This is a genomic window from Nostoc sp. CCY0012 (assembly GCF_963920855.1).
Lineage (GTDB): Bacteria > Cyanobacteriota > Cyanobacteriia > Cyanobacteriales > Nostocaceae > Cyanocohniella.
On sequence record NZ_CAWUDM010000039.1, the window covers coordinates 12,178 to 35,512 of the forward strand.

The 23,335-nt window shown below is 41.7% G+C and carries 28 protein-coding genes, 1 tRNA gene and 1 pseudogene; 18 read left to right on the top strand and 12 right to left on the bottom strand.

The annotated features are described in order from the left end of the window. Window positions 1-152 precede the first annotated feature (152 nt). From phnC (ACM0OS_RS13220) to phnE (ACM0OS_RS13230), 3 genes are all read left to right on the top strand, one after another. Entirely contained in the window at window positions 153-950 is a 798-nt protein-coding gene (gene phnC, locus ACM0OS_RS13220; protein WP_414543648.1) for a phosphonate ABC transporter ATP-binding protein, read from the top strand. A 119-nt stretch (window positions 951-1,069) separates the two neighbouring features. Then, on the top strand, window positions 1,070-2,071 hold the full coding sequence (gene phnD, locus ACM0OS_RS13225; protein ID WP_414543649.1) for a phosphonate ABC transporter substrate-binding protein: 1,002 nt from the start codon (window positions 1,070-1,072) through the stop codon (window positions 2,069-2,071). Between the two features lie 108 nt (window positions 2,072-2,179). Then, window positions 2,180-2,953, top strand: coding sequence for a phosphonate ABC transporter, permease protein PhnE (phnE, locus tag ACM0OS_RS13230; protein ID WP_414543687.1), 774 nt, complete (start codon window positions 2,180-2,182; stop codon window positions 2,951-2,953). On the opposite strand, the gene phnF is transcribed toward phnE (ACM0OS_RS13230), so the two are convergent. Next, entirely contained in the window at window positions 2,950-3,696 is a 747-nt protein-coding gene (gene phnF / locus ACM0OS_RS13235; RefSeq protein ID WP_414543650.1) for a phosphonate metabolism transcriptional regulator PhnF, read from the bottom strand. The genes phnE (ACM0OS_RS13230) and phnF overlap by 4 nt on opposite strands. Window positions 3,697-3,810: 114 nt before the next feature. Between phnF and phnG the strand changes: the two genes are divergently transcribed. The 14 genes from phnG (at window position 3,811) to phnE (ACM0OS_RS13305) (ending at window position 15,985) form a co-directional block, all read left to right on the top strand. Beyond that, complete coding sequence (phnG, locus tag ACM0OS_RS13240; RefSeq protein WP_414543651.1) at window positions 3,811-4,269, top strand: phosphonate C-P lyase system protein PhnG; 459 nt, start codon at window positions 3,811-3,813, stop codon at window positions 4,267-4,269. Between the two features lie 49 nt (window positions 4,270-4,318). Further along, on the top strand, window positions 4,319-4,915 hold the full coding sequence (phnH, locus tag ACM0OS_RS13245) for a phosphonate C-P lyase system protein PhnH (RefSeq protein ID WP_414543652.1): 597 nt from the start codon (window positions 4,319-4,321) through the stop codon (window positions 4,913-4,915). A gap of 55 nt (window positions 4,916-4,970) precedes the next feature. Then, on the top strand, window positions 4,971-6,131 hold the full coding sequence (locus tag ACM0OS_RS13250; RefSeq protein ID WP_414543653.1) for a carbon-phosphorus lyase complex subunit PhnI: 1,161 nt from the start codon (window positions 4,971-4,973) through the stop codon (window positions 6,129-6,131). Continuing rightward, window positions 6,128-6,550 (top strand): fosfomycin resistance glutathione transferase, encoded by a 423-nt coding sequence (locus ACM0OS_RS13255; RefSeq protein WP_414543654.1) that lies wholly within the window; start codon window positions 6,128-6,130, stop codon window positions 6,548-6,550. The genes ACM0OS_RS13250 and ACM0OS_RS13255 overlap by 4 nt, the downstream gene beginning before the upstream one ends. Before the next feature lie 14 nt (window positions 6,551-6,564). Then, window positions 6,565-7,761 (top strand): alpha-D-ribose 1-methylphosphonate 5-triphosphate diphosphatase, encoded by a 1,197-nt coding sequence (locus ACM0OS_RS13260; protein WP_414543688.1) that lies wholly within the window; start codon window positions 6,565-6,567, stop codon window positions 7,759-7,761. Then, on the top strand, window positions 7,758-8,642 hold the full coding sequence (locus ACM0OS_RS13265; protein WP_414543655.1) for an alpha-D-ribose 1-methylphosphonate 5-phosphate C-P-lyase PhnJ: 885 nt from the start codon (window positions 7,758-7,760) through the stop codon (window positions 8,640-8,642). Before ACM0OS_RS13260 ends, ACM0OS_RS13265 begins: the two co-directional genes overlap by 4 nt. A gap of 73 nt (window positions 8,643-8,715) precedes the next feature. After that, complete coding sequence (gene phnK, locus ACM0OS_RS13270; protein WP_414543656.1) at window positions 8,716-9,486, top strand: phosphonate C-P lyase system protein PhnK; 771 nt, start codon at window positions 8,716-8,718, stop codon at window positions 9,484-9,486. Between the two features lie 46 nt (window positions 9,487-9,532). Next, on the top strand, window positions 9,533-10,255 hold the full coding sequence (phnL, locus tag ACM0OS_RS13275) for a phosphonate C-P lyase system protein PhnL (protein WP_414543657.1): 723 nt from the start codon (window positions 9,533-9,535) through the stop codon (window positions 10,253-10,255). Then, window positions 10,248-11,384 carry a phosphonate metabolism protein PhnM gene (gene phnM / locus ACM0OS_RS13280; RefSeq protein ID WP_414543658.1) on the top strand — a complete coding sequence of 379 codons (1,137 nt, stop codon included), beginning with the start codon at window positions 10,248-10,250 and terminating at the stop codon, window positions 11,382-11,384. Before phnL ends, phnM begins: the two co-directional genes overlap by 8 nt. Before the next feature lie 18 nt (window positions 11,385-11,402). Next, on the top strand, window positions 11,403-12,026 hold the full coding sequence (locus ACM0OS_RS13285) for a hypothetical protein (protein WP_414543659.1): 624 nt from the start codon (window positions 11,403-11,405) through the stop codon (window positions 12,024-12,026). Window positions 12,027-12,662: 636 nt separating this feature from the next. Then, window positions 12,663-13,577 (top strand): phosphonate ABC transporter substrate-binding protein, encoded by a 915-nt coding sequence (phnD, locus tag ACM0OS_RS13290; RefSeq protein WP_414543660.1) that lies wholly within the window; start codon window positions 12,663-12,665, stop codon window positions 13,575-13,577. Window positions 13,578-13,651: 74 nt separating this feature from the next. After that, a complete protein-coding gene (gene phnC, locus ACM0OS_RS13295; protein ID WP_414543661.1) occupies window positions 13,652-14,416 on the top strand; it encodes a phosphonate ABC transporter ATP-binding protein in 765 nt (254 codons plus the stop codon). A gap of 7 nt (window positions 14,417-14,423) precedes the next feature. Continuing rightward, window positions 14,424-15,182 (top strand): phosphonate ABC transporter, permease protein PhnE, encoded by a 759-nt coding sequence (gene phnE / locus ACM0OS_RS13300; protein ID WP_414543663.1) that lies wholly within the window; start codon window positions 14,424-14,426, stop codon window positions 15,180-15,182. Between the two features lie 2 nt (window positions 15,183-15,184). Further along, window positions 15,185-15,985, top strand: coding sequence for a phosphonate ABC transporter, permease protein PhnE (gene phnE, locus ACM0OS_RS13305; protein ID WP_414543664.1), 801 nt, complete (start codon window positions 15,185-15,187; stop codon window positions 15,983-15,985). Window positions 15,986-16,023: 38 nt separating this feature from the next. Here phnE (ACM0OS_RS13305) and ACM0OS_RS13310 read toward each other — a convergent pair. From ACM0OS_RS13310 to ACM0OS_RS13360, 11 genes and pseudogenes are all read right to left on the bottom strand, one after another. Further along, window positions 16,024-16,275: pseudogene (locus ACM0OS_RS13310) on the bottom strand (zinc ribbon domain-containing protein); the annotation flags it as partial. A 35-nt stretch (window positions 16,276-16,310) separates the two neighbouring features. Next, window positions 16,311-16,775, bottom strand: coding sequence for a transposase (locus ACM0OS_RS13315; protein ID WP_414543665.1), 465 nt, complete (start codon window positions 16,773-16,775; stop codon window positions 16,311-16,313). 20 nt (window positions 16,776-16,795) lie between these two features. Continuing rightward, entirely contained in the window at window positions 16,796-17,500 is a 705-nt protein-coding gene (locus tag ACM0OS_RS13320) for an IS4 family transposase (RefSeq protein WP_414543666.1), read from the bottom strand. 247 nt (window positions 17,501-17,747) lie between these two features. Continuing rightward, window positions 17,748-17,822 (bottom strand) — tRNA-Asp (locus ACM0OS_RS13325). Between the two features lie 202 nt (window positions 17,823-18,024). Then, complete coding sequence (locus ACM0OS_RS13330; protein ID WP_414543667.1) at window positions 18,025-18,561, bottom strand: HNH endonuclease; 537 nt, start codon at window positions 18,559-18,561, stop codon at window positions 18,025-18,027. Between the two features lie 77 nt (window positions 18,562-18,638). Continuing rightward, complete coding sequence (locus ACM0OS_RS13335; RefSeq protein WP_414543668.1) at window positions 18,639-18,854, bottom strand: hypothetical protein; 216 nt, start codon at window positions 18,852-18,854, stop codon at window positions 18,639-18,641. 151 nt (window positions 18,855-19,005) lie between these two features. Beyond that, on the bottom strand, window positions 19,006-19,272 hold the full coding sequence (locus ACM0OS_RS13340; RefSeq protein WP_414543669.1) for a hypothetical protein: 267 nt from the start codon (window positions 19,270-19,272) through the stop codon (window positions 19,006-19,008). A 50-nt stretch (window positions 19,273-19,322) separates the two neighbouring features. After that, window positions 19,323-19,784, bottom strand: coding sequence for a helix-turn-helix domain-containing protein (locus ACM0OS_RS13345; RefSeq protein ID WP_414543670.1), 462 nt, complete (start codon window positions 19,782-19,784; stop codon window positions 19,323-19,325). 195 nt (window positions 19,785-19,979) lie between these two features. Further along, on the bottom strand, window positions 19,980-20,192 hold the full coding sequence (locus ACM0OS_RS13350; RefSeq protein WP_414543671.1) for a glycogen debranching protein: 213 nt from the start codon (window positions 20,190-20,192) through the stop codon (window positions 19,980-19,982). A gap of 180 nt (window positions 20,193-20,372) precedes the next feature. Continuing rightward, window positions 20,373-21,095, bottom strand: coding sequence for a tRNA (adenosine(37)-N6)-threonylcarbamoyltransferase complex dimerization subunit type 1 TsaB (gene tsaB / locus ACM0OS_RS13355; RefSeq protein WP_414543672.1), 723 nt, complete (start codon window positions 21,093-21,095; stop codon window positions 20,373-20,375). Window positions 21,096-21,413: 318 nt separating this feature from the next. Further along, window positions 21,414-21,662, bottom strand: a complete 249-nt coding sequence (locus ACM0OS_RS13360) for a Ycf34 family protein (RefSeq protein WP_414543673.1) — start codon at window positions 21,660-21,662, stop codon at window positions 21,414-21,416. Between the two features lie 86 nt (window positions 21,663-21,748). Between ACM0OS_RS13360 and ACM0OS_RS13365 the strand changes: the two genes are divergently transcribed. Beyond that, entirely contained in the window at window positions 21,749-23,017 is a 1,269-nt protein-coding gene (locus ACM0OS_RS13365) for a CCA tRNA nucleotidyltransferase (protein WP_414543689.1), read from the top strand. The last annotated feature ends 318 nt before the right edge of the window (window positions 23,018-23,335 follow it).

Here is a 23,335-nt window from a genome sequence, read left to right on the forward strand (position 1 = left end):
ACCTCAAAAAATTAAAAAATAGACTATAAACTTCTAGTATATAGAATGTATTTACGTAATTTACTCATTTAGCTCATTTAATTAAATGGGCAATTAAGTATGATTGAGTAAGTCATAATAATTTTAATTAAAGACATAGATATGTCAATAAAATGGCAAGTACAGTGGCTATTCAGATTAATAATCTTTCTAAAAGTTTCAAAGGTAAGATAGCATTAAAAAGTGTAAATTTTACAATTAGAAAAGGGGAAATGGTTGCACTAATAGGTGCATCAGGTTCAGGTAAATCCACACTTTTGCGGCATATTAATGGCTTGCATCTTGGAGATGCAGGAACAGTTTATATTTTTGGCACTGTTTTACAAAGCAAAGGGAAATTACACTCTAAAATTAGGTTGTTACAAAGTCAGATAGGCTGTATCTTCCAACAATTTAATTTAGTTAATCGGCTAACAGTTATTGAAAATGTTCTTGTTGGTAACTTAGCAAGATTGTCTATTTTACGTTCAATATTACATTTATTTACCAAAGAAGAAAAAATACAAGCTCTTGCGGCCCTAGAGCGAGTAGGAATTCTTGAACACACTTACAAACGGGCGTCTATGCTTTCTGGGGGGCAACAGCAACGGGTGGCGATCGCACGTTGTTTGGTGCAGGGGGCAAAAATCTTTCTTGCTGATGAACCTATTGCGTCCCTAGATCCCGAATCGGCGCGTAAAGTCATGGAGTTAATTGTCCAGTTGAATCGCCAAAGCGGAATTACTGTAGTGGCTTCTTTACATCAGATTCAAATGGTGCGTAGTTACTTTGATCGAGCGATCGCACTCAGAGATGGCGCCGTCATGTTTGATGGTGCAACTATCGAACTAGATGACAACAAACTTAATGAAATTTACGGTGCAGCAGCAGAAGAACTAGTAATGCGAGGACATGGTGAACTACTCGTATAATTTCCACCAATTTAAATATCACTGATACTAGGCACACCCCAAGGGCGTTAATAGTGATAGCTGGTACAGATAGTTGTAACAAGCAATGATGTTTCTACTTGAACCCCAAAACTAAACTTATGGATAGAAGGTTATTTATTCAGCAGGCTTCTTTGTTTACTATAACTTTGGCAAGTGCCAAGATGCTTTCAGCTTGTAATTCCAATGCTGATAATAGCAACGCAGCGATTAAAGAAATTAACTTTGGTGTTCTGTCTACAGAATCTCAATCTAATCAAAAACCACTTTGGGAACCCTTCGCTGCTGCTATGTCTCAGGAAATTGGGATTCCCATTAAACCTTTCTACGTTACACAGTATGCAGCAGTGGTAGAAGCCATGCGCTTTGGTAAAGTTCAGGCAGCTTGGTTAGGTGGTAAATCTTATATTACAGCAGCAAAAATTGCTAATGCAGAAGCTTTTGCTCAGGTTGTGAGTGCAGATGGTGCTAGAGGCTACTATTCACATTTGATTACTAACGCAAATAATCCTATCAAGGCTGAAGCTATAGCAATAGGTGGCGATCAATATGTGATTAAAAATGCAGCCAATCTTACCTTTGCTTTTAATGATCCTAATTCTACCTCTGGGTTTTTAGTTCCCAGTTACTATATTTTTACCAAAAATAATGTTGACCCCAAGAAAGCTTTTAAACGCTTGATTTTCGCTGGTAATCATGAAGCTTGCGCTCTGGCTATAGCTAATAACCAGGTAGATATAGCGACCATCAGTAATGAAGCATTAAGTCGTTTAGAAAGAACTAATCCTACAGCTAGACAGAAAATTGAAATTATTTGGCAATCACCTCTAATTCCTGGTGATCCAATAGTTTATCGTCAGGACTTACCAGCAGATATTAAAAAGAAGTTGCAAGACTTTTTCTATAACTACAAGGATGCTTCAGTTTTAACACCATTTGAAGTTGCTGGTTTTGTGCAGGCTGAAGATAAAAATTGGCATACAATTCGAGAACTAGAAATTGCCAAACAAATTCAAGAGACTCAATCTCAAGAAAATATAAGTGAGCAAGAAAAACAGCAGAAAATAGCAGATCTCAATCAGCAACTCCAAGAAATTCAATAAAATTAAATTAAATTTAAGCTCATGAATCAAGCGAAAATAGTATTGCAGGTCTAAAAAGTGCGGTCACAAAATCAGTTAATTACTAACTCATCTCCTGGCGTAGTAGCAATGTTAGAAAAAGAAGCAAAACTTGTGAGTACCAAAAGAATTTTGTTTTTTTTCGTGATTGCTACTGTATTGATTTTTACCTATTATCAAAGTGAGTTAGATTTCCCTGTACTTATGCAACAGGGAGACAACATGGGGGAATATATGCGTTCATACTTTCCGCCAGACTTTAGCGATTGGAATTATTATTTCTCAGAAACACTGATTACTATATCGATGGGAATTTGGGGGACTTTAATGGCTGCGATCGCAGCTGTTCCTCTGTCTATTTTAGCATCCAATAATATGTGTCCAGTATGGATTGTACAACCCACACGTCGCCTTTTAGATGCTATGCGTGCTATTAACGAAATCGTCTTTGCACTGGTATTTGTCGTTGCTGTGGGTTTGGGGCCATTTGCTGGAGTTTTGTCCTTATTTGTGAATACTACAGGTGTTCTGGGTAAGCTCTTTTCAGAAGCTGTAGAATCAATTGAACCAGGACCTGTAGAAGGAATTAGAGCCACTGGTGCTAACCAAATTCAAGAAGTTATTTATGGTGTTATTCCTCAAGTTATGCCTTTGTGGACTTCTTTTACTCTCTACAGATTTGAGTCAAATGTGCGTTCTGCTTCTGTATTAGGAATTGTCGGGGCTGGTGGTATTGGCGTTTCACTCTATCAGAGTTTTGGTTCATTTGAATACCAAAAAGTCTGTGCGATTCTGATTATTTTGGTGGCTGCTACTGGTACGATTGATTTACTTTCTGCCAAGGTAAGACAGTGGCTAGTCTAACTAATGCCCACTTTCAAGTCATTTTCAAAAAATAACTCCATGCGATCGCCTCGTAGTCGAGTTACCCCATATTCAATGACCTTACCTGTTTCATCGACGTTCACCGACTCCGCTAATAAGATGGGTTGATTGAGGGGTAGTTGTAGCCACTTAGCATCATGAGGCTGGACTAAACGAGCAGAAACACAAGTACTGCGGCGTATATGGTCACATTGATACACCTGCTGTAAAAACTGAGATATTGATTGCTGTTCTTGCAAAATCTTAATATTTCTCGGCTCCAAAAAATCTGGGAATCGCTTGAGGGGAAAGTAACCAGTACCCACACTAATAGGTTCTTCATCTGCTAGGCCTAAACGTTCAATTAACGCTACCGGCTCACCATAAGAAATTTTTAGTCCTTTGGCGATCGCATTGTCCGCAGGTACTTCTAAAACACGTAGCAGTTGAAACCTCGCTTGCCATCCCTGTGCTTTCAGCGTTTGATTGTAACGTACTCGCTTACCAATAGCATAGCGGATGGTTTTGGCCGCGACAAACGTCCCCCTTCCCCGGTCAACTCGTAACAATCCTTCATTTTTTAGGAGGGCGATCGCTTGTCTGAGGGTATGGCGATTCACTGAAAACTGTTCTGCTAACTTGGTTTCCGTTGGTAGTTGTTCTCCAATCTGATAAACCCCCTGATGAATATGTTGTCGCAGTTGGTCAGCAATCTGCACATAAATTGGTATTACTTCTTTCATGTATTAATTATCAATATGAGATTGTCAACTTGTCAGAATTGCGTTAATCTACTTTCATCTAGATGTCTAGACAAGTTAAGAATAGTTTAAAACAAAATACCCCAAATCAACATTATGCCTACTGTGACGCAGCGACAAGCATGGATGGCAACATTAGCTAAAGCCGAGTTAGAGCTATTAGAAAAACTGGTAAACGAAATCAGTAGTTTGCCCAAATATAACTTTTTACGCTGCCCAGAGATTGGTTTAGCAATGGTGCGGGGACGTGCTGGAGGTACTGGACAAGCATTTAACTTGGGAGAAATGACTATGACTCGCTGTGTTGTGCAGTTAGAGAGCCAAGGATATGAAGCCGTCACTGGATTTGGTTATGTAGCCGGGCGATCGCACCGCCACGCAGAACTAGTTGCTGTTTGTGATGCGTTACTCCAAACCCCAAACTGGCACGAGCAGATTCAGGCTGAGATAATTCAGCCCTTGCAAATAGAAAGCCAAAAGCAACAAGAACTCAAGCAGCGTCAAGCAGCTGCCACTGAGGTCAATTTCTTCACGATGGTGAGGGGTGAAGGGTAAATCAAGTCAAAATTCAAAATTCAAAATTCAAAAATTGGATTATTGATAAATGTTAAACATAGTTACTCATTTACCTGGTTTTCGAGATCCGATTCATGATGCCCAACGGACGTTTCGGGCGTTACTTGATGTCAATGCTCGACCAGGAACAACTGACCAGATAACGGCTGATATGAGTGTACCTTTGGGTTTAACACCTGCTTGTGGGGCTGCTTGTCTGACATTGCTGGATTTGGATGTTGTGGTATGGCTACAGCCGAGTTTTGCAGAGCAAGTTAGGGCTTGGTTGTTGTTTCATACTGGGTGTCGCTTTACGCAGTACCCAGAAGAAGCCGACTTTGCCTTAATTCAAGATGTAGCAGCGCTACCAGAATTATCTATTTTTAACTGGGGGACAGCAGAAAAACCAGAAGCTTCAACAACGCTATTAGTACAGGTAGAAAGTTTTGAAATGGGGCAAACTGTGATGTTGACAGGGCCAGGAATCTCAGACAAATGTGTGATTACCCCCATACTTCCCCGTCATTTTTGGGATTTTTGGGTGCAGAATCATCAAGCCTATCCACAAGGCGTAGATGTATTTTTATTTACAGAAAATGCAGTAATGGGGCTACCGCGCACAGCAAAAGCAGAAAAATATCAATAATAGAAAGCTGAAAACTTAGTTCCAACCTAAATATATTCATTACAAATTACGAACTATGCCATACGTTGCAGTTAAAGGCGGTGAACAAGCAATTCAAAATGCAGAAGCACTTCTGCAAAGCAGACGCAGAGGCGATCCGGCAATTCCCGAATTGTCACTAGACCAAATTGAACAACAGCTGACCCTAGCAGTAGAAAGAGTGATGTGTGAAGGCAGCTTATATGACCGGGAGTTAGCAGCCCTGGCTATTAAACAATCTTGGGGTGATTTAGTAGAAGCAATTTTTTTGTTAAGAGCCTATCGTACAACACTGCCCCGTTTTTACTACAGCCAGCCATTAGATACCAGCAAAATGCAGATTCAGCGACGCATTTCTGCCATTTTTAAAGATGTACCAGGAGGACAAAGGTTAGGAACTACCTTCGATTACATCCACCGCCTACTAGACTTTAAGTTGATAGCAGAAGGACAAGTTCCCACAGCACCAGAAGCAGAAGCAATTACAGAACCAGTTCCGCGTGTAATTGACACTTTAGATCAAGAAGGGTTGATACAAGCCGAGGGGGAGCAGGGGGTAGGGAGGCAAGAGCTTCAACCTTTTGATCTCACTCGCCAACCGTTGACCTTTCCGGCTGGACGGGATGCGAGGCTGCAAAATTTAGCGCGTGCAGATGAGGGTTTTTTGCTATCGCTGGCATATTCTACACAACGAGGTTACGGCAGAAACCATCCTTTTGCGGGAGAGATTCGCATGGGTGAAGTAGAGGTGGTCATTTGTCCTGAAGAATTGGGATTTGAAGTAGCGATCGCAGATATTACTGTTACCGAAGTGCAAATGGTCAATCAGTTTCAAGGTAGTAAAGACTTACCTGCTCAGTTTACCCGTGGCTATGGACTCACCTTTGGTTACAACGAACGTAAAGCTATGTCGATGGCGCTAGTAGATAGGGCAATGCGAGCGGAGGAATTAGGGGAAACAGTTCAAGGCCCAGCCCAAAATGTCGAGTTTGTACTTTCCCACTCCGACAATGTTGAAGCACAAGGTTTTGTCCAACATCTCAAACTTCCGCACTACATCGATTTTCAAGCGGAGTTAAATTTAGTCCGCAAAATTCGACAGCAGCAGCTAAATAATCAATCACCAGAGTTAACTGTTGCTGGGGAAGAATCTCAGTCTTTAGAAAGTAGTGATTTGATTTTGGAAGAAGCGAAATGATTACAGGAATTAACCACATTACCTTGTCTGTCTCCGACTTGGAGAAATCTTTTAACTTTTATACCGAAATTCTAGGTTGTCAAGCGATCGCCAAATGGCAAAGAGGTGCTTATTTACTAGCAGGTGACTTGTGGTTGTGCCTATCTTTAGATCCAAACAAACGCACAAATCCCGTAAACGAATACACTCACATAGCTTTTAGTATTCCTGAAAATAGGTTTAAAGAATATAGCGATCGCCTCAAAGCTTTAGGGGTTCAACAGTGGCAGCAAAATACAAGTGAAGGCGATTCAATTTATATTTTTGACCCCAATTACTACAAACTGGAACTGCATGTAGGGGATTTAACTTCTAGAATTGCGGCTATTAAAAAAGCACCTTATGAAGGTATGAAAATTTTTAGTGAGGTCAGTCAGTGACAACAACACCAAGTATGCAAATATTATCAAAACTAACCAATACAAAAACTGCTATCCAAGGAGTCAATGTATTAACTCCCGATGGTTGGCTAAAAGATGCCACAGTTTTAATTGAAGATGGGCAATTTACGAAGATTGATCAAGCAATTACTCCTAATGGATTTCATCTGGTCAATGCTCAAGGACTCCAGATGTTGCCAGGAATTATTGACTTACATGGTGATGCCTTTGAAAGGATGATTTGCCCTCGTCCAGGAGTCAACTTTCCTTTATCAATAGCGATCACAGATAATGACCGTAACCTCTTAGCGTCTGGTATCACAACCTTTTACTGCTCAATCACCGACTCTTACGAACCAGGTTTACGCAGCCGAGATTCTGCCCGTGACTTAATTAACTTCATCTCAGGGACAGGCAAACAATTTTTAAATTGCAACCATCGTATTCATATTAGACATGAAGAAGCAAATATAGCAGGACATCAAGAGTTGTGTGATTGGCTGGAATCTGGTCACGTGCATATTTTGTCCATCAACGACCACCTACCACCTCCAGGAAATCAAAAGAGATTGAACCGCTATCTCAATAGTGTGAAGCAAAGATCATCCATGTCTATGCCAGAAATCGAAGAATTAATCACCCAAGTCACAGCACAAAAACATAAAGGAGACGCGCAAATAGAACAACTGGTGGATTTAGCCCACACCTACAATATTCCCCTCGCTTCCCACGATGATGACACCCCAGAAAAGGTGGCACTAAGTCAAAAACGTCAAGTAGCGATCGCAGAATTTCCTGCTACTGTACCCTTAGCGGCTCAGTCTCGTGAATATGGTGCAGCCGTCCTCATGGGTGCGCCTAACTTAGTGCGTGGCGGCTCTCACCTGGGCTTGATGAGTGTAGCTGAGGCAGTTAAACATAACGTCCTTGATTGTCTTTGTTCAGATTATCATTATCCTTCCTTGTTTTACGCGCCCTTTAAGTTACAAGAGTTAGGCTTAATGTCTTTTGAACAAGCATGGTCATTAGTTTCCAGCCAACCAGCAGAGGCGGCGGGAATTAGCGATCGCAAAGGTAAAATCGCACCTGGTTTAGATGCTGATTTCCTGTTGATATCTCCTGATAATTATTTACCATCTGCTATCGCTGTAGGCATAGCATCTGTTTATGTCGCAGGACAAGAAGTTACCCGATATCAAATAAAATCATGAATATAGCTCCCCATCCTCCATCCCCAGAAGCAAGTTTTAACTTCGCATACCTAGACGAGCAAACAAAACGATCTATTCGGCGCGCCTTGCTGAAAGCCGTTGCTATTCCCGGACATCAAATTCCTTTTTCTTCAAGAGAAATGCCCATGTCATACGGCTGGGGAACTGGAGGAATGCAAGTCACAGCCGCCGTAATTGGTCAAACCGATATCCTCAAAGTCATCGATCAAGGCGCAGACGACACAACCAACGCAGTCAACATTCGCCGCTTTTTCCAAAAAGTTTGCGGTGTAGAAACAACAGAACGAACAGAAAAAGCCACCCTGATTCAGACACGCCATCGCATCCCCGAAACACCACTACGGGAAGGACAGATTATGGTTTACCAAGTCCCAATTCCCGAACCTTTGCGCTGGCTCGAACCCTCATCTGTAGAAACAGGCAAAATGCACGCCCTAGAAGAATACGGGCCCATGTACGTCAAACTGTATGAAGACATCACCAAACACGGACACATTGCCACATCCTACGACTACCCGGTAATGGTACATGACCGTTATTTGATGAGTCCTAGTCCCATACCACGTTTCGATAATCCCAAAATGCAGATGAATCCTGCACTCCAGTTATTTGGTGCTGGACGAGAAAAGCGCATCTATGCAATACCGCCTTACACCAAAGTCAAAAGCCTGGATTTTGAAGACCATCCCTTCACTGTAGAACGATGGGATAAAGCCTGTGAACTATGTGGTTCTACCGAAAGTTATCTAGATGAAGTTGTAATTGACGACCAAGGGGGCAGGATATGGATTTGTTCAGATACAGACTATTGCCATTGCCGGAGTCAGGGGAGCAGGGGGCAGAGAGCAGGGGGAGAATAATTACAAATTACGTTCGCGCAGCGTTTCCGATAGCGCAGCGTAGCGTTAGCCATAGGAAATATTACAAATTACCATGCAGCCTATTTTACAGATACAACAACTTAGTAAGTCTTATGGTGCCATTCAGGCGTGCGATCGCATTTCCTTTGACCTATATCCTGGGCAAGTTCTGGGTATTGTCGGGGAATCAGGGTCAGGAAAGTCTACCTTATTGAAAGCGATCGCTCATAATACTGCCATCGACCACGGTAATATTATTTACAAAAATCGCCAAGACAAATATTTAGAAATCACCAAAATTCCTGAACATCAACAACGTTGCTTGATGCGAACCGAGTGGGGCTTTGTGCAACAAAATCCCCGTGACGGCTTACGAATGCAAGTCAGCGCGGGGGCGAACATAGGTGAAAGATTACTAGATATAGGAGTACGAAACTATGGACAGATTCGCCAAGAGGCAGCTTACTGGTTACAACAAGTAGAAATTGATCCGACACGAATAGATGACCTGCCAACTACTTTCTCTGGAGGGATGCAGCAAAGGCTACAGCTGGCCCGTGTATTAGTCACCCAACCCCAATTGATCTTAATGGACGAACCCACAGGCGGACTAGACGTATCAGTCCAAGCACGTCTATTAGACCTATTGCGATCGCTAGTTAGAAACTTCCAACTCAGCGTCATCCTAGTCACCCACGACATCGGCGTAGTAAGACTCCTAGCCCATCGCCTACTAGTAATGCAACAAGGCCAAGTAGTCGAATCAGGACTAACCGACCAAGTACTAGACGATCCCCAGCATCCCTACACCCAACTTTTAGTCAGCGCCGCCCTCACACCATAAATTAAACCTTCTTGTCTTTGCGCCTTTGCGCCTTTGCGTGAAAAAAATGCTCATCCTAAACCACCACCCACCCCTGAACATCAACCCCCACACCCTCCTACACATCGACAACCTCCACAAAAGCTTCATCCTCCATCAACAAAGAGGAGTCAAACTCCCAGTCCTCCAAGGAACCTCCCTCACCCTCAACCCCGGAGAATGCGTAGCCCTATCAGGCCCATCAGGTAGCGGCAAATCCACATTCATGCGCTGCATATACGGCAACTACCGGGCTGATAGCGGCTCAGTATGGGTCAAACACCAAAAAAACTGGGTTGACTTGTGCCAACTTCCACCCCATGAACTAATAGCAGTCCGACAAAAAACCATTGGCTACGTCAGCCAATTCCTCCGAGTAATACCCAGAGTCCCAGCCCTAGAAGTTGCCGCAGAACTGTTACTGGACTTAGGCGAAGAACCAAAAGTTGCCCTTGCCAAAGTTAAAGACTTATTCCATCGCCTGCAACTACCAGAACGCTTATGGCATCTTTCCCCCACCACCTTTTCCGGGGGCGAAAAACAAAGAGTCAATATAGCCCGCGCCCTTGCAGTCAACTTTCCCATTTTGCTGTTAGATGAACCCACCTCAGCCCTAGATGCAACCAATCGCCAAGTAGTGATGGAACTTCTAGAAGGACGTAAAAGTATGGGCTGCGCCTTAATTGGCATTTTTCACGATCAAGAAGTGCGAGCGCAACTGTGTAACCGGGAGTTAACCTTCAATGAATGAGCAAATATATACCAACTATCGCTTGCAACTACCAGATCAAGAAGTCTTGGGTACTCTTGTAGTTCAAGATGGCATGATTGCCGATATTCAACCAGGAGTAGTTAATCATGGACAAAATGGTGAAGAGAACTATCTCCTACCAGGATTAATTGAACTACATACAGACAATCTAGAACGCTGTATGTCTCCTCGTCCAGGGATTAGTTGGCCTTTAGAAGCCGCAGCCGTTTATCATGACCGAGATTTAGCCAGTGCTGGAGTCACAACCGTATGTGATGCGATCGCCATTGGTGATGTAGCAGCCGATTCTCCCCGTTTAACTAACTTTGCGCCCATGATTGATGTCATCTGTCGTGGACAAGCAACAGAACGTTTTGCTGTGGAACATCGTATACATTTGCGTTGTGAACTAGCTTTTGAAGATGTTTATCCCATTACTGAACAATACGCCGATAATCCATTGTTATCCATGATTTCGCTCATGGATCATACTCCTGGACAACGGCAGTTTATTCGGCTAGATAAATTCAAAGAATATTACATGGGTAAACATGGGGTAACAGCAGCAGAAATGGACAACCTAATTACAACTCGTCAAGAAAAGCAAAAAATCTATGCACAAAAAAATCGTCAAGCCTTAGTTAAACTAGCTCAAGCTAAAGGTATTTCCTTAGCTAGTCATGATGACGCTACTGTCGAACATGTGCAAGAAGCTATACAAGATGGAGTAGTGTTAGCTGAATTTCCCACCACCTTAGAAGCAGCCAAAGCAGCACATAATTCCGGATTACAAGTTTTAATGGGTGCGCCTAATTTAGTTCTGGGTGGTTCTCATTCTGGTAATGTTGCGGCAATGGAATTAGTTTTGTTCGATTTAGTAGATGTAATTTCCTCTGACTACGTTCCTCAAAGTTTGTTGCAATCTATTTTTATCATTGCTCATAAAACTGGTAAGCCTATTTATGAAGCTATGCGGTTATTTACCAGTAATCCAGCCAAAGCTATTAATTTATTTCATAATCGTGGTAGCTTAGAAATTGGCAAACGTGCTGATTTTATTACTGTTCATGATGATTGTATTGTGCCGCGTATTACTTCCACTATATGTCAAGGTAATCGTGTTAGCTAGTATAGATTTTTAAGAAAGATGAAAGTTGGTATTGCTCTTGTTCCTTGCTGTCAGACTATTCAATTAATGATAGAAATGCAGCAGAAAATTATATCTGATAATCCACTTGTACCTATTTGGGGAAACATTAACAATCTTCCTCACCTCACACTTTTACAAGGTAGGTTTCATCATCCTATTAACTGGATTAATTTAGTATATAATTTGCAGGATTATTGGCAGAAAGAAAAATATTTAAAGGAATTTCAAATAACACAGTTAGAATATAAAACACCAGGATGGTATTTTTTAAAGCTTAATAACGAACACATATTTTATGATTTACATAATTTTATATTTACATCTGTAAAAAATCTTATCTATGTAACGGGAGAAGATTTAAAAAAAGATATTTCTAGCTACACTGACTTAGAAAAAATAAATTATATAAAATATGGATACCGATATATAGGTAGTAGTTTTAATCCTCATTTTACTTTAGGTAGAATTATAGACAATTCCATAAATAATAGGCAATCTAGTTGGAAAAGAATAATAGAATTCTTTGCTACACAAAATTTAATTAAAATTCAGCAAATAACTATTTATCAGGTAGGTAATTATGGTAGCCATGCCGCAACTTTATATTCTGTAAATATTTAAGGCTCTCCTAGACTAGCTATAAAAAATTAATACTTGATATCAGGTTAAATCCTTACATTGTCTGGGATTCAATAGGAACAAAGTAAATTTTTATTAAATCTTTGATTCTATTTTAGACAAACCTTCTTATATCAATCGTTTTAGCCATTTTTTAGGGTTAATTTATCAACCCAAGTCTGGGAGAGCCATATTTAATAAACCAAAATAGTTATATCAGTCAACAAATTTGTAAGTATTTTGTTGCCATATTTTAATTAATATTTTATCCTCATTTATAATAATATAAAATTTATCATTTAATTTTTTCTTACTCCTAAAAGCAAATCATTTATAAAATAAGTTTAACCAATTATTAAACATATAATAACTAGTTCTTTATCTGAAAATATTAATGTATTTTTCAAGAAGTTAATTAAGTTTTTCGATTCTTGTAAAATTAGTTATTTTTAAATGCCAAACAAATAGCAAGTCAAACAATATCTGCAAAAGAGATTATAAAATCGAACACAATTTAACGAACTAACTTTCAAGATAAAACTAAGTACAAAATTGTCAATTAGTTCAGTGTTTGCTGTTTAACAATTTGAGAAAATTTATTACCTGAATTAAATCGAATACAACAAGGAGGAGAAAATAATGGCTTTATCTCGTCGTGCCCCAATTTTCATAGGTATAGCAGTTGTACTGGCAGGCGCTATAGCTGCGATCGCAATGGTAAATAACAATAACCAAGCAGAAAACTCATCAGGAGATGGCAAAGAATTAGTATTAGGTTTAATTCCTGCCGAAAGTAACGAGGAAGTAGTAGCTCAATTCGAGCCGATGCGAGCCTACATGGAAAAACAGATAGGTCGCCCCATTAAAATGTTTACGGCTACGGACTACGCCGGGATTGTGGAAGCCATGCGTCGTCAGCGAGTTGATATTGCTTGGTTTGGCGCTCTTTCTTACATCCTCGCAGAAGAGGAAGCAGGAGCTGAAGCTTTTGCCGTCGGTGTACCAGAAAGCGGAGACTCCACATATAACGGTATCATCATGGTGCCTGCGGACTCTACCATTCAGTCCCTCAAAGATTTAGAAGGTCGGAATGTAGCTTTTGTAGATCCTGCTTCCACATCCGGTGGTCTTGTACCTTCTTTTATGGTAAGACAAACATTTGGCCGCAATCCTCAAGAAGTCTTTGGGCGTTTGACTTATGCTGGCTCTCATGATGCTGCCATGTTGGCAGTAAGAAATAAATCGGTAGATGCAGCAGCTTCTCATACCGTTATCTATCAAACCATGATTGACCGTGGCTTAATTACAGAAAAAACAAATCGCGTTATTGCCAAATCCGATCCCATTCCTGGGCCACCTTTGACTTATCGACGTGATCTCGATGACAAACTGAAAACCCAAATTCGAGAGACTATCCTCAATGCCCACAAAGATATTGAAGTAAGCGGATTCGGTAAATTAGCCAGATACGAAGCCGCCACCCCAGATGACTACAATCCCATTCGGGAAATGATTAAAACTTTAGGGTTAGAGCGTAAGGAAATTCTTAAGTAAAAGTCATTTAAGGGAACAGAAAACTTTTTCCTTATTCCCTCATCCTCCTACTCTCCACTTCCTCAATATTGCTTATGCCTTTAATTCACATTGAGCAAATCAGTAAGCGTTATTCCAATAACTTTCTCGCACTCCACCCTACAACTTTGACTATTGATCCCTGTTGCTTCACAGTAATTCTGGGGCCTAGTGGAGCAGGTAAATCTACGCTACTGCGTACTATTAACGGATTAGAACAACCTAGTACTGGCAAAATCACAGTTGACGGTAGACAATTGACCCCCGATAGTATGCAGCGATCGCGGGCTAAGATTGGCATGGTGTTCCAGCAGTTTAATTTGGTGGGACGCTTAAATGTGATGACCAACGTGCTGACTGGATGTCTTTATCATCGTCCGTGGTATACCAGCCTGTTGTATTTATTTACCAAAAAAGATTACGAATTAGCTCATTGGGCTTTAGATCGCGTTGGCTTGACAGATAAAGCATGGGAGCGCGCTGACCAACTTTCAGGGGGTCAGCAACAGCGTGTAGGAATTGCCCGTGCTTTAGCCCAGCGCCCTAAAGTAATTCTGGCTGATGAGCCGGTGGCTAGTCTCGATCCCGTTACCAGTGAGGAAATTATGGGATTGTTGCTAGAGATTTGCCGCAATGAGCAGATTGCAGTAGTAGCTAGCTTGCACCAGGTGAACTTGGCGATGCGTTTTGCTGACCGGATTATTGGCTTAAATCAGGGACAGGTAGTGTTTGATGATACACCCTCAGCCCTAAGTTCAGATATGTTGCAAACAGTTTACCAACGAGAAGATGAAAACTTTCAAATGGAGATGGCCCACTAAACATGGTATGTTGCCTACTTCAATAGTAGTGGGCATTTTGTTAGCGATCGCAGCATTACTCATTGCAGCTCCAGCCGCAGAAGTTGATCTGTTTAGACTCTTGGGGTCGGTGGGCCAATTAATAGAATTTTTGGGCTTAATGTTAGCTGTCCCTGATTGGGGATATCTGCCAGACCTCCTCATCAAAATGCTGCAAACCATTGAAATTGCTTTTGTTAGTACCTTTATGGCATTAGTAGTTAGTTTGCCACTGGGAGTACTAGCTGCAAGTAACACCTCTCCACATCCTTTGGTGTACCACTTCACCCGTAACTTGATGAATCTCATGCGGGCTTTGCCAGAATTTATTTGGGCATTAGTATTTGTCTCGGCGGTAGGTTTAGGTGCTTTACCTGGAGTCATGGCATTGGCATTTGTGACTACAGGCTTTATGAGCAAGTTTTTTGCCGAAAGCATTGAGGTGATAGACCCTAAAGCCGTGGAAGGGTTGACATCTACAGGAGCAGGGCAATTTCAAATATTGATGTTCGCTGTACTACCACAAGCACTTCCCGATTTTATTAGTACTATTCTCTATATTTTGGACTTAAATATTCGCTCTGCCACAGTTTTGGGGTTAGTAGGCGCTGGCGGTATTGGCTACGACATGGTGATGGCGATGCGTCTGTTTAATTACAATCGCCTGGTCATGATAGCGGTTTGTATCTATCTTGCTGTGACATTTTTGGATCGGCTTTCTGATAAGTTTCGTGGTCGGGTAATTTAATCGTGAAACCAGTAAATATCAAGTCTCAACTCCAGCCATTACCGCCAAAGCCATTAAGTTGGATTCCTGTGTGGGTGAGCTTATTAGCAATTATAATTTTATTGGCAGTCAATGATTTGGGTTTATCTTTCGTTGAAGTAATTGGCGGGTTAGGAGATATTGTTGAATACTTAAGCCGCTACCGTTCTCCCAATTTTACTAATCTAGGGGAGTATTTTATTTTAATGGGGCAAACTTTAGCTATGGCGCTCTGGGGTACAGCCATAGCCTTTGTGATGAGTTTTGTCATGGCTCCGTTGGCAGCCAAAAACCTCACCCCCCATCCAATAATCTACCATTTGACCAGAGAACTATTCAACTTTATGCGCGCCATGCCAGATTTGTTACTAGCTTTAATTTTCGTGGCTGCGGTAGGGTTGGGGCCGTTACCGGGAGTAATGGCACTGGGGTTTCATACGGCTGGTTTTCTCGGCAAGTTTTTTGCTGAGAGTATGGAGCGGGTGAACCCCGGTATTTACGAGGCGGTGTCGGCAACGGGAGCGAGTTTTTTACAGCAAATCATGTTTGCGGCTTGGCCAGCAATTATCCGGGAAGTCGTGGGCTATACTTTGTATATTTTTGATCGCAATGTGCGAATGGCCGCAGTTCTGGGATTAGTAGGAGCTGGTGGTATTGGTCTGGCACTGCAACAAAATTTACGTACTTTCCGTTACGATGAATCAGCCGCATTGATCATTGTAATGTTAGTAAGTATTGTGGCTATTGATTATCTATCAGCATCAATCCGTTCGCGTCTAGCTTGACATCCTCACCGGGCTAAAAGCCACGGTGATTCCAAGAATCACTTCTTGGGATTCCTCTTTCCGCGACCCGACTTACTTGGAGGAGGACACTCGCGTGGGCGGCTTTGCCGACTTGAGCGAAGTGTCCGTTGAGTTTCCTCACCCACGCAGAGGTCGATGTCTCCAGAGGCGTTAGTTCCGACGTGACCCGCCGTACTCAGACCTTTTTCTAATATGTTTCGCGCTGTGTTCCAATCCCTATCCTGGGTATGCCCACAATGAGGACAAACATGAGTTCTAGTACTAAGAGTCGAATGGCACTAAGAAAAGCCGAAACACTTGTGGTCTAAGCAGTTTGCAATTGCTTGCGTAATTCGTGCCGGGGTTTTGTCATTAAGGGGTAAGCTTTCGGGCGGCGTTTACGAACTCGTGGTTCACTTCTACCAGGGCGATAAGCCCGGAGGGCATGGCTTCGCCTATCGCTGACGACCTTGTGAACGATAATTTTAAGCATTGTGCGGTAGAGTCTAAGCCGTTTTTGAGAGCCAGCAGCCTCTAATTGGGGAAGAAAGTTGATTAAATGATGGCGAGTACCTTGCAGGGATAAACGTAAGGGAGGAGTATTGTAAGTAGTTCCAGCCGACCACATTAAGCTACGGAGTAGATTGTAAGCAAGTAAATAAACATAAATTTCTTTACGTACCATTGAAGGAGTTTTACATCGTAAAACATCCATACCCAAGGTAGTTTTTAAATGTCTTAAATCTAGTTCAACCTCCCAACGTTTATAGTAAAGTCTGACTATTTGCAAAGTGGGGTAGATTTCTTGATCTAATAAAGTTTGCGAAATACAGCATCACAATTAAGTTGTTTTATAGCAAACATATCAGCATAGGCACAAAAAGCTCTATCTCCTAAAAGTACATCATTGGGTTTAAGAAAGCTGTAAAGTTTTCTGGCTAATTTAATATCATGAGTGTTCAAAACATCGATGCACAAAGCAACAGCGGCTCCCGTCACTAAACTAAATATCACCCCAATTTTAGCAATTGGAAATCCACATCCTGTTTTTTGGCTACTGGGTTGAGGATATTCTTTTTGGTTTTCTACTGTATCTGGCATGGAGACAGTCGAGCCATCTATCACTTTCACATTCCGACCACACCATAAATGTTCTGGTGTTACTTTTTTTTCTATGTTTTGTGCCGTCGAATTGAAAAGTTTCTCTAATAATTTTTCCGGCAGTCTTGTCCGTGCTTGGCAGTAGGCACTCGTATCAGTTGACGGGACTTCTACCTCTTCCCCAGCCAAATGTGCAATTATTTTACTCACAGCATTGTGGCAAGTTTTATCAGTATCTAAAACTTGAGATAAAAATGCCCACAACGTTATGAACGGGTCAAATAATCGCTTTTTGTATTTGAGCTTTAACTCAGAGATTGCTTGCCTTATTGTAGATTCTGGCAATAGTTCTTCAAAAGGTAGCCCCAAACTTTGATTAAATTTGTCCTTGAGGATTTGTACTCGTAGTGTCACAGTAGTAATTATCGTATTGACTTGCTCGTCTCAAAAAAAGTATTTCACAGACGAGTAAGCTTTTTCTACCTACAAAAACTTTTTGGATTACCGCTCCGTAGGCGAACGCTGCTCGCTTGACTCATGACATTACTGCTCAATGGACACTAAAAGCTGTATCCCTTATTCAGCAAAGCTTAGAGCTTTTCTTAGTGCCATTCGACTGAGAATCAAAGCGACTTGTCTATTTGTCCACAAGGCTACAAGGCGGGGATGATGGGATTTGAACCCACGGCTTCCTGTTCGACAGACAGGCACTCTAGACCAACTGAGTTACACCCCCACGTTGGGTGGCAATTATTTAGTTTTCATGGTTCTGATTGTGTTAGCTCTCTGCCTTTTTGGGAGGTTGTAGTACTTCACTACATATATACTACATAATGTATTACAGAGTGCCAAGGGCATACTACAAAATTTTGAGAACAAGTGAGAGGACAGTGTGATGTAATCGCGGTATTGCCCTCTGTGATTAGGATTGAAGTAAATTACTCAGTTTCACTCAAGCGTTGTGCGTTCCAAAACTGTTCAGCAAATGCAACTGCTGGGTGAATTGGAGCTTTGGGCTTGGTTTTGAGTACCATTCCAGTTTCATGAGGTAAGCGATCGCTCTTAACTGAGTTGCATTTAGAGCAAGCTGTTACAACGTTGTCCCAGGTATGTTGTCCACCTTTTGAACGGGGGATTACATGGTCAAGCGTTAAATGCTTGGTGCTACCGCAGTATTGGCAGGTGTGGTTGTCTCGCTTCAAAACTTCACGACGGTTTACAGGCGGTACTTTCCAATGACGTTCGGGATTGCCAACGGTCAAACGAATGTGTTCGCTTACTTGTAGTACGACACTGGGGGAACGCACTTCCCAAAGCTTTGTAGTACCAAAATTCAATGATTCTGCCTGACCTGTGACTAATAGCACGATTGCGCGTTTGATGTTGATGCGTGCTAGTGGTAGGTAGTTTTTAGAGAACACCACCACTGAATTTTGTAATATGTGTGGTTGCCCAAAAGGTGGTTGAGCTTGCATACGTTGATTAACTCCTAAAAAATAACCCCCGCCTCTGGTTATCAGGTGCGGGGGTCAGGTGGTTGATACTTTTTGACCTATGTCGGTGCTAGACAACACTTGCACCTCCCGCTTTGAATAAGTTGATCCAGATTCAGCCATTCGGCAATTGCTCCTAAAATGCCAACACTTGCAGATTTACCGCCGCCACAGCGATATGTACCCTCAAACGCAAACAGCGCAACAACTCTGCCTAAACCCTTGGGTTGGCAATGTATCGCGCTACTAATGATTGAAGAGAATTTGCGGCTCATTGAATGCTTGTAGTATTTGTAATTTAAACTAATTTCTATATTACATTTGTAATATGTGTTTGTCCAGCACACAGTTTCAAAAGAGGAAAAAAGCGATCGCTTTGGTGTCGGCTATCCGCGCGCTCTCAAACAGTTGCTGGTGATTTGTTTTTTAAATTTTGATCTGTTGAGCGTAGTCAATTTGGGTACGTTGGTCTGTCACTTCTACGTGCCTCCACCCAACCAAAGGCTCAAACATCATAAATAAATTACAAACTCCTTCCCGTTGATATTCATAGTCATAACGTTCAACCCGTCCTGGTTCTGGTGGCAGAGGTTTTCTAACTTCGCAAATCAATTGCTTTGAGCTTTCATCAAAGCAAATCAAGGGGTAGTCGGGGTCATAGGGACGAGTATACAATTGTAGAATGTCTTCCATTTGACAAACAAACTCTGCGCTGGCTTCAGGAGGAATAACCCAAGATTCCTTCAACCAAGGCTTAAGCTCGTTTTTTTTAGCACTTGTCGCACACTTTCATGGGAAATACTCTCTACATATCCCAATGCCACTATCTGGTCTGCTAATAGCCGTAATGTCCAACGGCTACATCCCAATGGTGGGCTACTGCAAGCTGTCGCTATCAAATGGGCTTCTGCTTCTCCGTCTAGTCGTCGCCACTTCAATGAATGTCGCTGACGGGGTACAAGAGCATTGTCTAGGCTTTCTTCTACAAACCTTTGCCGAACACGTTCAATTGTTCTAGTGCTGATATTGAAAACATCACTGATAGACTGATCTTTCCATCCGCCATCAGGCTGATTCACATCGGCTTTTAGCAGTATATGAGCATGATTGATTTTGGCAGCAGCGGCTTTACCTGTTTTGGTTAATTGTTCTAGAATTTGGCGTTCTTCAGGAGTCAGCGAAACAATGTATCTTTTTGCAGGCATAGCTGATTATCGTGCTGGAAAATATATCTCCCATTATCCGTCATCTTGTATTTGACAGACTACTAGGACGAATATCGCTTTGTTCAAGATTTCGATATAGGTAAATTATCAATATTTGTAAATCACTAAATTAATGGCTGGCATTCCACGCTGAATTATAGACTATGGGCGTGGAAATGTTGCCAACAACCTCACTTAATCAAGTTTGAGAGCATTAACTGGTACTTCATCCCAAGAACTGACTGTCCGCAATTGTGCTACCCAGCCTGCTGATTTTTGAATATCGGTTAAGTTACCTTTAAATGATTCATGACAATCTTTAGCTTGAGACTCATCACAACAAGCAATGCAAGCATGAATCATCCCAGACGGATCAATTTGCTCATTTACCCAAATGGTCCTTGTCATAAATTATCCTCTTGCAAACTCAACACTGACAATTTAATTTGTCATTTTAGAATACTACCAAAAGTTAGAAATTGTGAGTAAATAAGCATCAACAGTGATAAAATTTAAACTTTTTGTGCTTAATAATCAACTTGGGTTCATAACCCCTGAAACTGATAACATCAGCGTCAAAGACAGGTTTTATTGCTGTTTTGCAGATCCTGAAGGTGGAGGCGTTTCTACAGGATGTTGCCCATAATACGGCAATGCCTCTGTCCAGTGAGGACGGTTGCCTTGTTGCCATTTGAGAACAGCTAGTTCTAACACATTTGTCACCGTTGCGGCTAACCCTGACTTGGCAGTGATGAGTTGATAAGTTGTATTCCAGTTAGCTAAAGTGTCTTGCCAAGCTTCTGGTGTCATGACTGTATCTGCCAATAAAGCTTTAAGTCCGGTACCTGGGGAGATTGGTTGGTAAATAGCTACAAAAACTTTACCCCGTTGTGCCGGCATTTCCACCGCAATAGCCGGAGTATCCTTATTTTCGTTGTCTTGATCAGAATTACTGGTGGGGGAAGGCAAAATATATTCTGCCCAAGCTACCGCTTCTAAGGTAGATATGCCAAATACAGGAATCTCTAACTGCTGTCCTAAGGTGCGGGCAATCACAACACCGATGCGAGTACCTGTAAAACCACCAGGGCCCTTAGCTACGGCTATAAATGCCAAGTCGGCCCAAGTATGGGGTGAAATAAATTCAATTAAATATTGATGTACATAACTCGATAAATCTCGCCCTAAATTCCATACTTGAGAGCGAGTTTCGCCAGCAAAATTACTAATTGCTAGTCCTAGTTCGGGAGTTGTAGTGTGCAGCGATAAGGCATATTTTGGGGCTGCAAGGTTTTGTGGTTCCTGGGTCAAAATTAATTAAGTCAACTAAGTCAACTGGATGTATCTATTCAACCACATAATTGATGCACTCCCCTGACTAATGTCGAGGAGTTTTTTAAGTAGAACGACTTGAAAGAACCAAACTATGTGAAGTAATGTAAAAAAATGCATTTGGTTCGTAGTAAGGACTTCAGTCCTTATTAGAGGACTAAAGTCCTCACTACAAACCTTTAATTATTTACACCATTCTACTTAAGCAGATACTGAAGTTGTATTGATCCACCTTAAATTTAATTGCCAAGGTGTTGTTATGAATGGGTCAGACAAAATCACCAAATGCTTGATTTATCAAGTGGGGACTAATTCACCGGGACGTAATTTCGACCACTTGCCCGTTTCTTGTTTAAAGCTAAGACAACCGACAACATCCCATTCCATTTCAATCACGTCTTCTTGGGTACGGATGTTGACATTGATCGAGGGTTCTTTAGGGTCAAAATTCGGGTTTTCAGTCAAATGAGGCTGTTGGTGCTGTGCTTCTACGGCATGGTAGGTTTCACAGCGGTCTACATAGTGGCAGTTCACGCAAATACACATAATAGAACCAACTCCAGGAACCTTTATTGTTACTCTAGCTTAAGCCTAACTTTTATTCACTAGTTGTTGGGTTGATTTTTATGACAATGTATGGCTCAATATATCCTACCTTAGTTCCCGAAAATTGGCCCTTTAGTTTGGCATACTTACCACAACCTGCTTATATTGTCGGTGGTGCGGTGCGGGATGCGTTGCTGGGCAGAACTCGTGAATATTTAGATTTAGATTTTGTGATTCCATTTGATGCTGTCAAGGTGGCCAGAGATATCGCACGTGATTATCAAGCTGGTTTTGTGTTACTCGATCCCCAACGACAAATTGCCCGTGTGGTGTTTCCCCAGGCAACAGCAGACTTTGCCCAGCAAGAAGGAGATAGTTTAACAACTGATTTGCATAGAAGAGATTTTACAATTAATGCGATCGCCTATAATCCTCATACTCAAGAAATCATCGATCCATTACATGGCTATGCTGATTTAGCCCAAGGTTTGTTGCGAATGATTTCACCCGCCAACCTTGAAGATGATCCTTTACGATTATTGCGAGCTTATCGTCAAGCAGCCCAACTTGGTTTTACCATTGAGTCAACTACTCAAACTACAATTCGCGCTTTGGCATCACACATAACTCAAGTAGCCGCCGAACGAGTACGAGTAGAAATTGGTTATATGTTGGCAACTCTCCAGGGTACGCCTTGGATAACAACATCTGGTGAAGATAATTTACTTACACCTTTCTTCAAAAATGCCACACGCCCTAGTTTCCAAAAATTAACAGCCGTTGATACAGCAGCTGCTTTATTGGCAGAAAATTGGCCGCAACTAGGCCACGAACTGCAACAATATGTCCGCGATACAGTGAAAACCACTTGGCTAGGTATTGCCAAACTTGCTTGTCTGGTTCACCCCAATCCAGAAGTTGCAGAAATAGAATTACAAGCACTAACTTATAGTCGTGCAGAAATTCGTGCTGTTACCACTGCGCTGAAACTGTTACCGCAGCTAAAATCAACTACCATGTCTGTGCGAGAACAGTATTTTTTGTTTCAAGAGGCAGGGAATGTATTTCCGGCTACAGTACTTTTAGCCTTAGTAGATGATATTTTGGTAGAGGCGATGCCAGGACACAGGCTGTTACGCGCCTACGCACCGTTGATCAGCCGCTACCTAAACCCTGATGATCTGGTTGCTCATGCCACTCAAATAGTGAGTGGTAAAGAAGTAATGATAGCATTAAATATTCCGGCATCGCCAGTGGTGGGCGAACTACTGACAGAAATTGCCATAGCACGAGCCGAAGGAAAAATTACTACGCCAGAACAGGCGATCGCTTTTGCACGGGGTTTACTAAGGTGAATTAGAAACATTTTTTGGGTTAATTGACTCAAAAGAGGCATTTTTGCTAAATATTACCCATTATTTTTAGTCATACTTCTGATATTGGTAACTTTGTTAATCCTTGTTCTCTCATTCATTGCTCATTTGGCAGAATCGAAACTTTGAGAACGCTAGGTATAAAGTTTACACAAATACAGGAAGCTTCGTTAAATTCAGACTTAAGTGTGGGCTAAAATAGGGAATATAACAAACAAAAATATCCCCGACTTCGGCAAGAGTCTATGATATAAGCCTCTCGCTCTTGGCAAATTAAATAGGATGAATATATAAATTGCC

Bases quoted from the DNA above. Each gene is read 5' to 3' on its own strand.
- phnC (WP_414543648.1), top strand. From the start codon at position 153: ATGGCAAGTACAGTGGCTATTCAGATTAATAATCTTTCTAAAAGTTTC.
- phnD (WP_414543649.1), top strand. From the start codon at position 1,070: ATGGATAGAAGGTTATTTATTCAGCAGGCTTCTTTGTTTACTATAACT.
- phnE (WP_414543687.1), top strand. From the start codon at position 2,180: ATGTTAGAAAAAGAAGCAAAACTTGTGAGTACCAAAAGAATTTTGTTT.
- phnF (WP_414543650.1), bottom strand. From the start codon at position 3,696: ATGAAAGAAGTAATACCAATTTATGTGCAGATTGCTGACCAACTGCGA.
- phnG (WP_414543651.1), top strand. From the start codon at position 3,811: ATGCCTACTGTGACGCAGCGACAAGCATGGATGGCAACATTAGCTAAA.
- phnH (WP_414543652.1), top strand. From the start codon at position 4,319: ATGTTAAACATAGTTACTCATTTACCTGGTTTTCGAGATCCGATTCAT.
- ACM0OS_RS13250 (WP_414543653.1), top strand. From the start codon at position 4,971: ATGCCATACGTTGCAGTTAAAGGCGGTGAACAAGCAATTCAAAATGCA.
- ACM0OS_RS13255 (WP_414543654.1), top strand. From the start codon at position 6,128: ATGATTACAGGAATTAACCACATTACCTTGTCTGTCTCCGACTTGGAG.
- ACM0OS_RS13260 (WP_414543688.1), top strand. From the start codon at position 6,565: ATGCAAATATTATCAAAACTAACCAATACAAAAACTGCTATCCAAGGA.
- ACM0OS_RS13265 (WP_414543655.1), top strand. From the start codon at position 7,758: ATGAATATAGCTCCCCATCCTCCATCCCCAGAAGCAAGTTTTAACTTC.
- phnK (WP_414543656.1), top strand. From the start codon at position 8,716: ATGCAGCCTATTTTACAGATACAACAACTTAGTAAGTCTTATGGTGCC.
- phnL (WP_414543657.1), top strand. From the start codon at position 9,533: ATGCTCATCCTAAACCACCACCCACCCCTGAACATCAACCCCCACACC.
- phnM (WP_414543658.1), top strand. From the start codon at position 10,248: ATGAATGAGCAAATATATACCAACTATCGCTTGCAACTACCAGATCAA.
- ACM0OS_RS13285 (WP_414543659.1), top strand. From the start codon at position 11,403: ATGAAAGTTGGTATTGCTCTTGTTCCTTGCTGTCAGACTATTCAATTA.
- phnD (WP_414543660.1), top strand. From the start codon at position 12,663: ATGGCTTTATCTCGTCGTGCCCCAATTTTCATAGGTATAGCAGTTGTA.
- phnC (WP_414543661.1), top strand. From the start codon at position 13,652: ATGCCTTTAATTCACATTGAGCAAATCAGTAAGCGTTATTCCAATAAC.
- phnE (WP_414543663.1), top strand. From the start codon at position 14,424: ATGTTGCCTACTTCAATAGTAGTGGGCATTTTGTTAGCGATCGCAGCA.
- ACM0OS_RS13330 (WP_414543667.1), bottom strand. From the start codon at position 18,561: ATGCAAGCTCAACCACCTTTTGGGCAACCACACATATTACAAAATTCA.
- ACM0OS_RS13335 (WP_414543668.1), bottom strand. From the start codon at position 18,854: ATGAGCCGCAAATTCTCTTCAATCATTAGTAGCGCGATACATTGCCAA.
- ACM0OS_RS13340 (WP_414543669.1), bottom strand. From the start codon at position 19,272: ATGGAAGACATTCTACAATTGTATACTCGTCCCTATGACCCCGACTAC.
- ACM0OS_RS13345 (WP_414543670.1), bottom strand. From the start codon at position 19,784: ATGCCTGCAAAAAGATACATTGTTTCGCTGACTCCTGAAGAACGCCAA.
- ACM0OS_RS13350 (WP_414543671.1), bottom strand. From the start codon at position 20,192: ATGACAAGGACCATTTGGGTAAATGAGCAAATTGATCCGTCTGGGATG.
- ACM0OS_RS13360 (WP_414543673.1), bottom strand. From the start codon at position 21,662: ATGTGTATTTGCGTGAACTGCCACTATGTAGACCGCTGTGAAACCTAC.
- ACM0OS_RS13365 (WP_414543689.1), top strand. From the start codon at position 21,749: ATGTATGGCTCAATATATCCTACCTTAGTTCCCGAAAATTGGCCCTTT.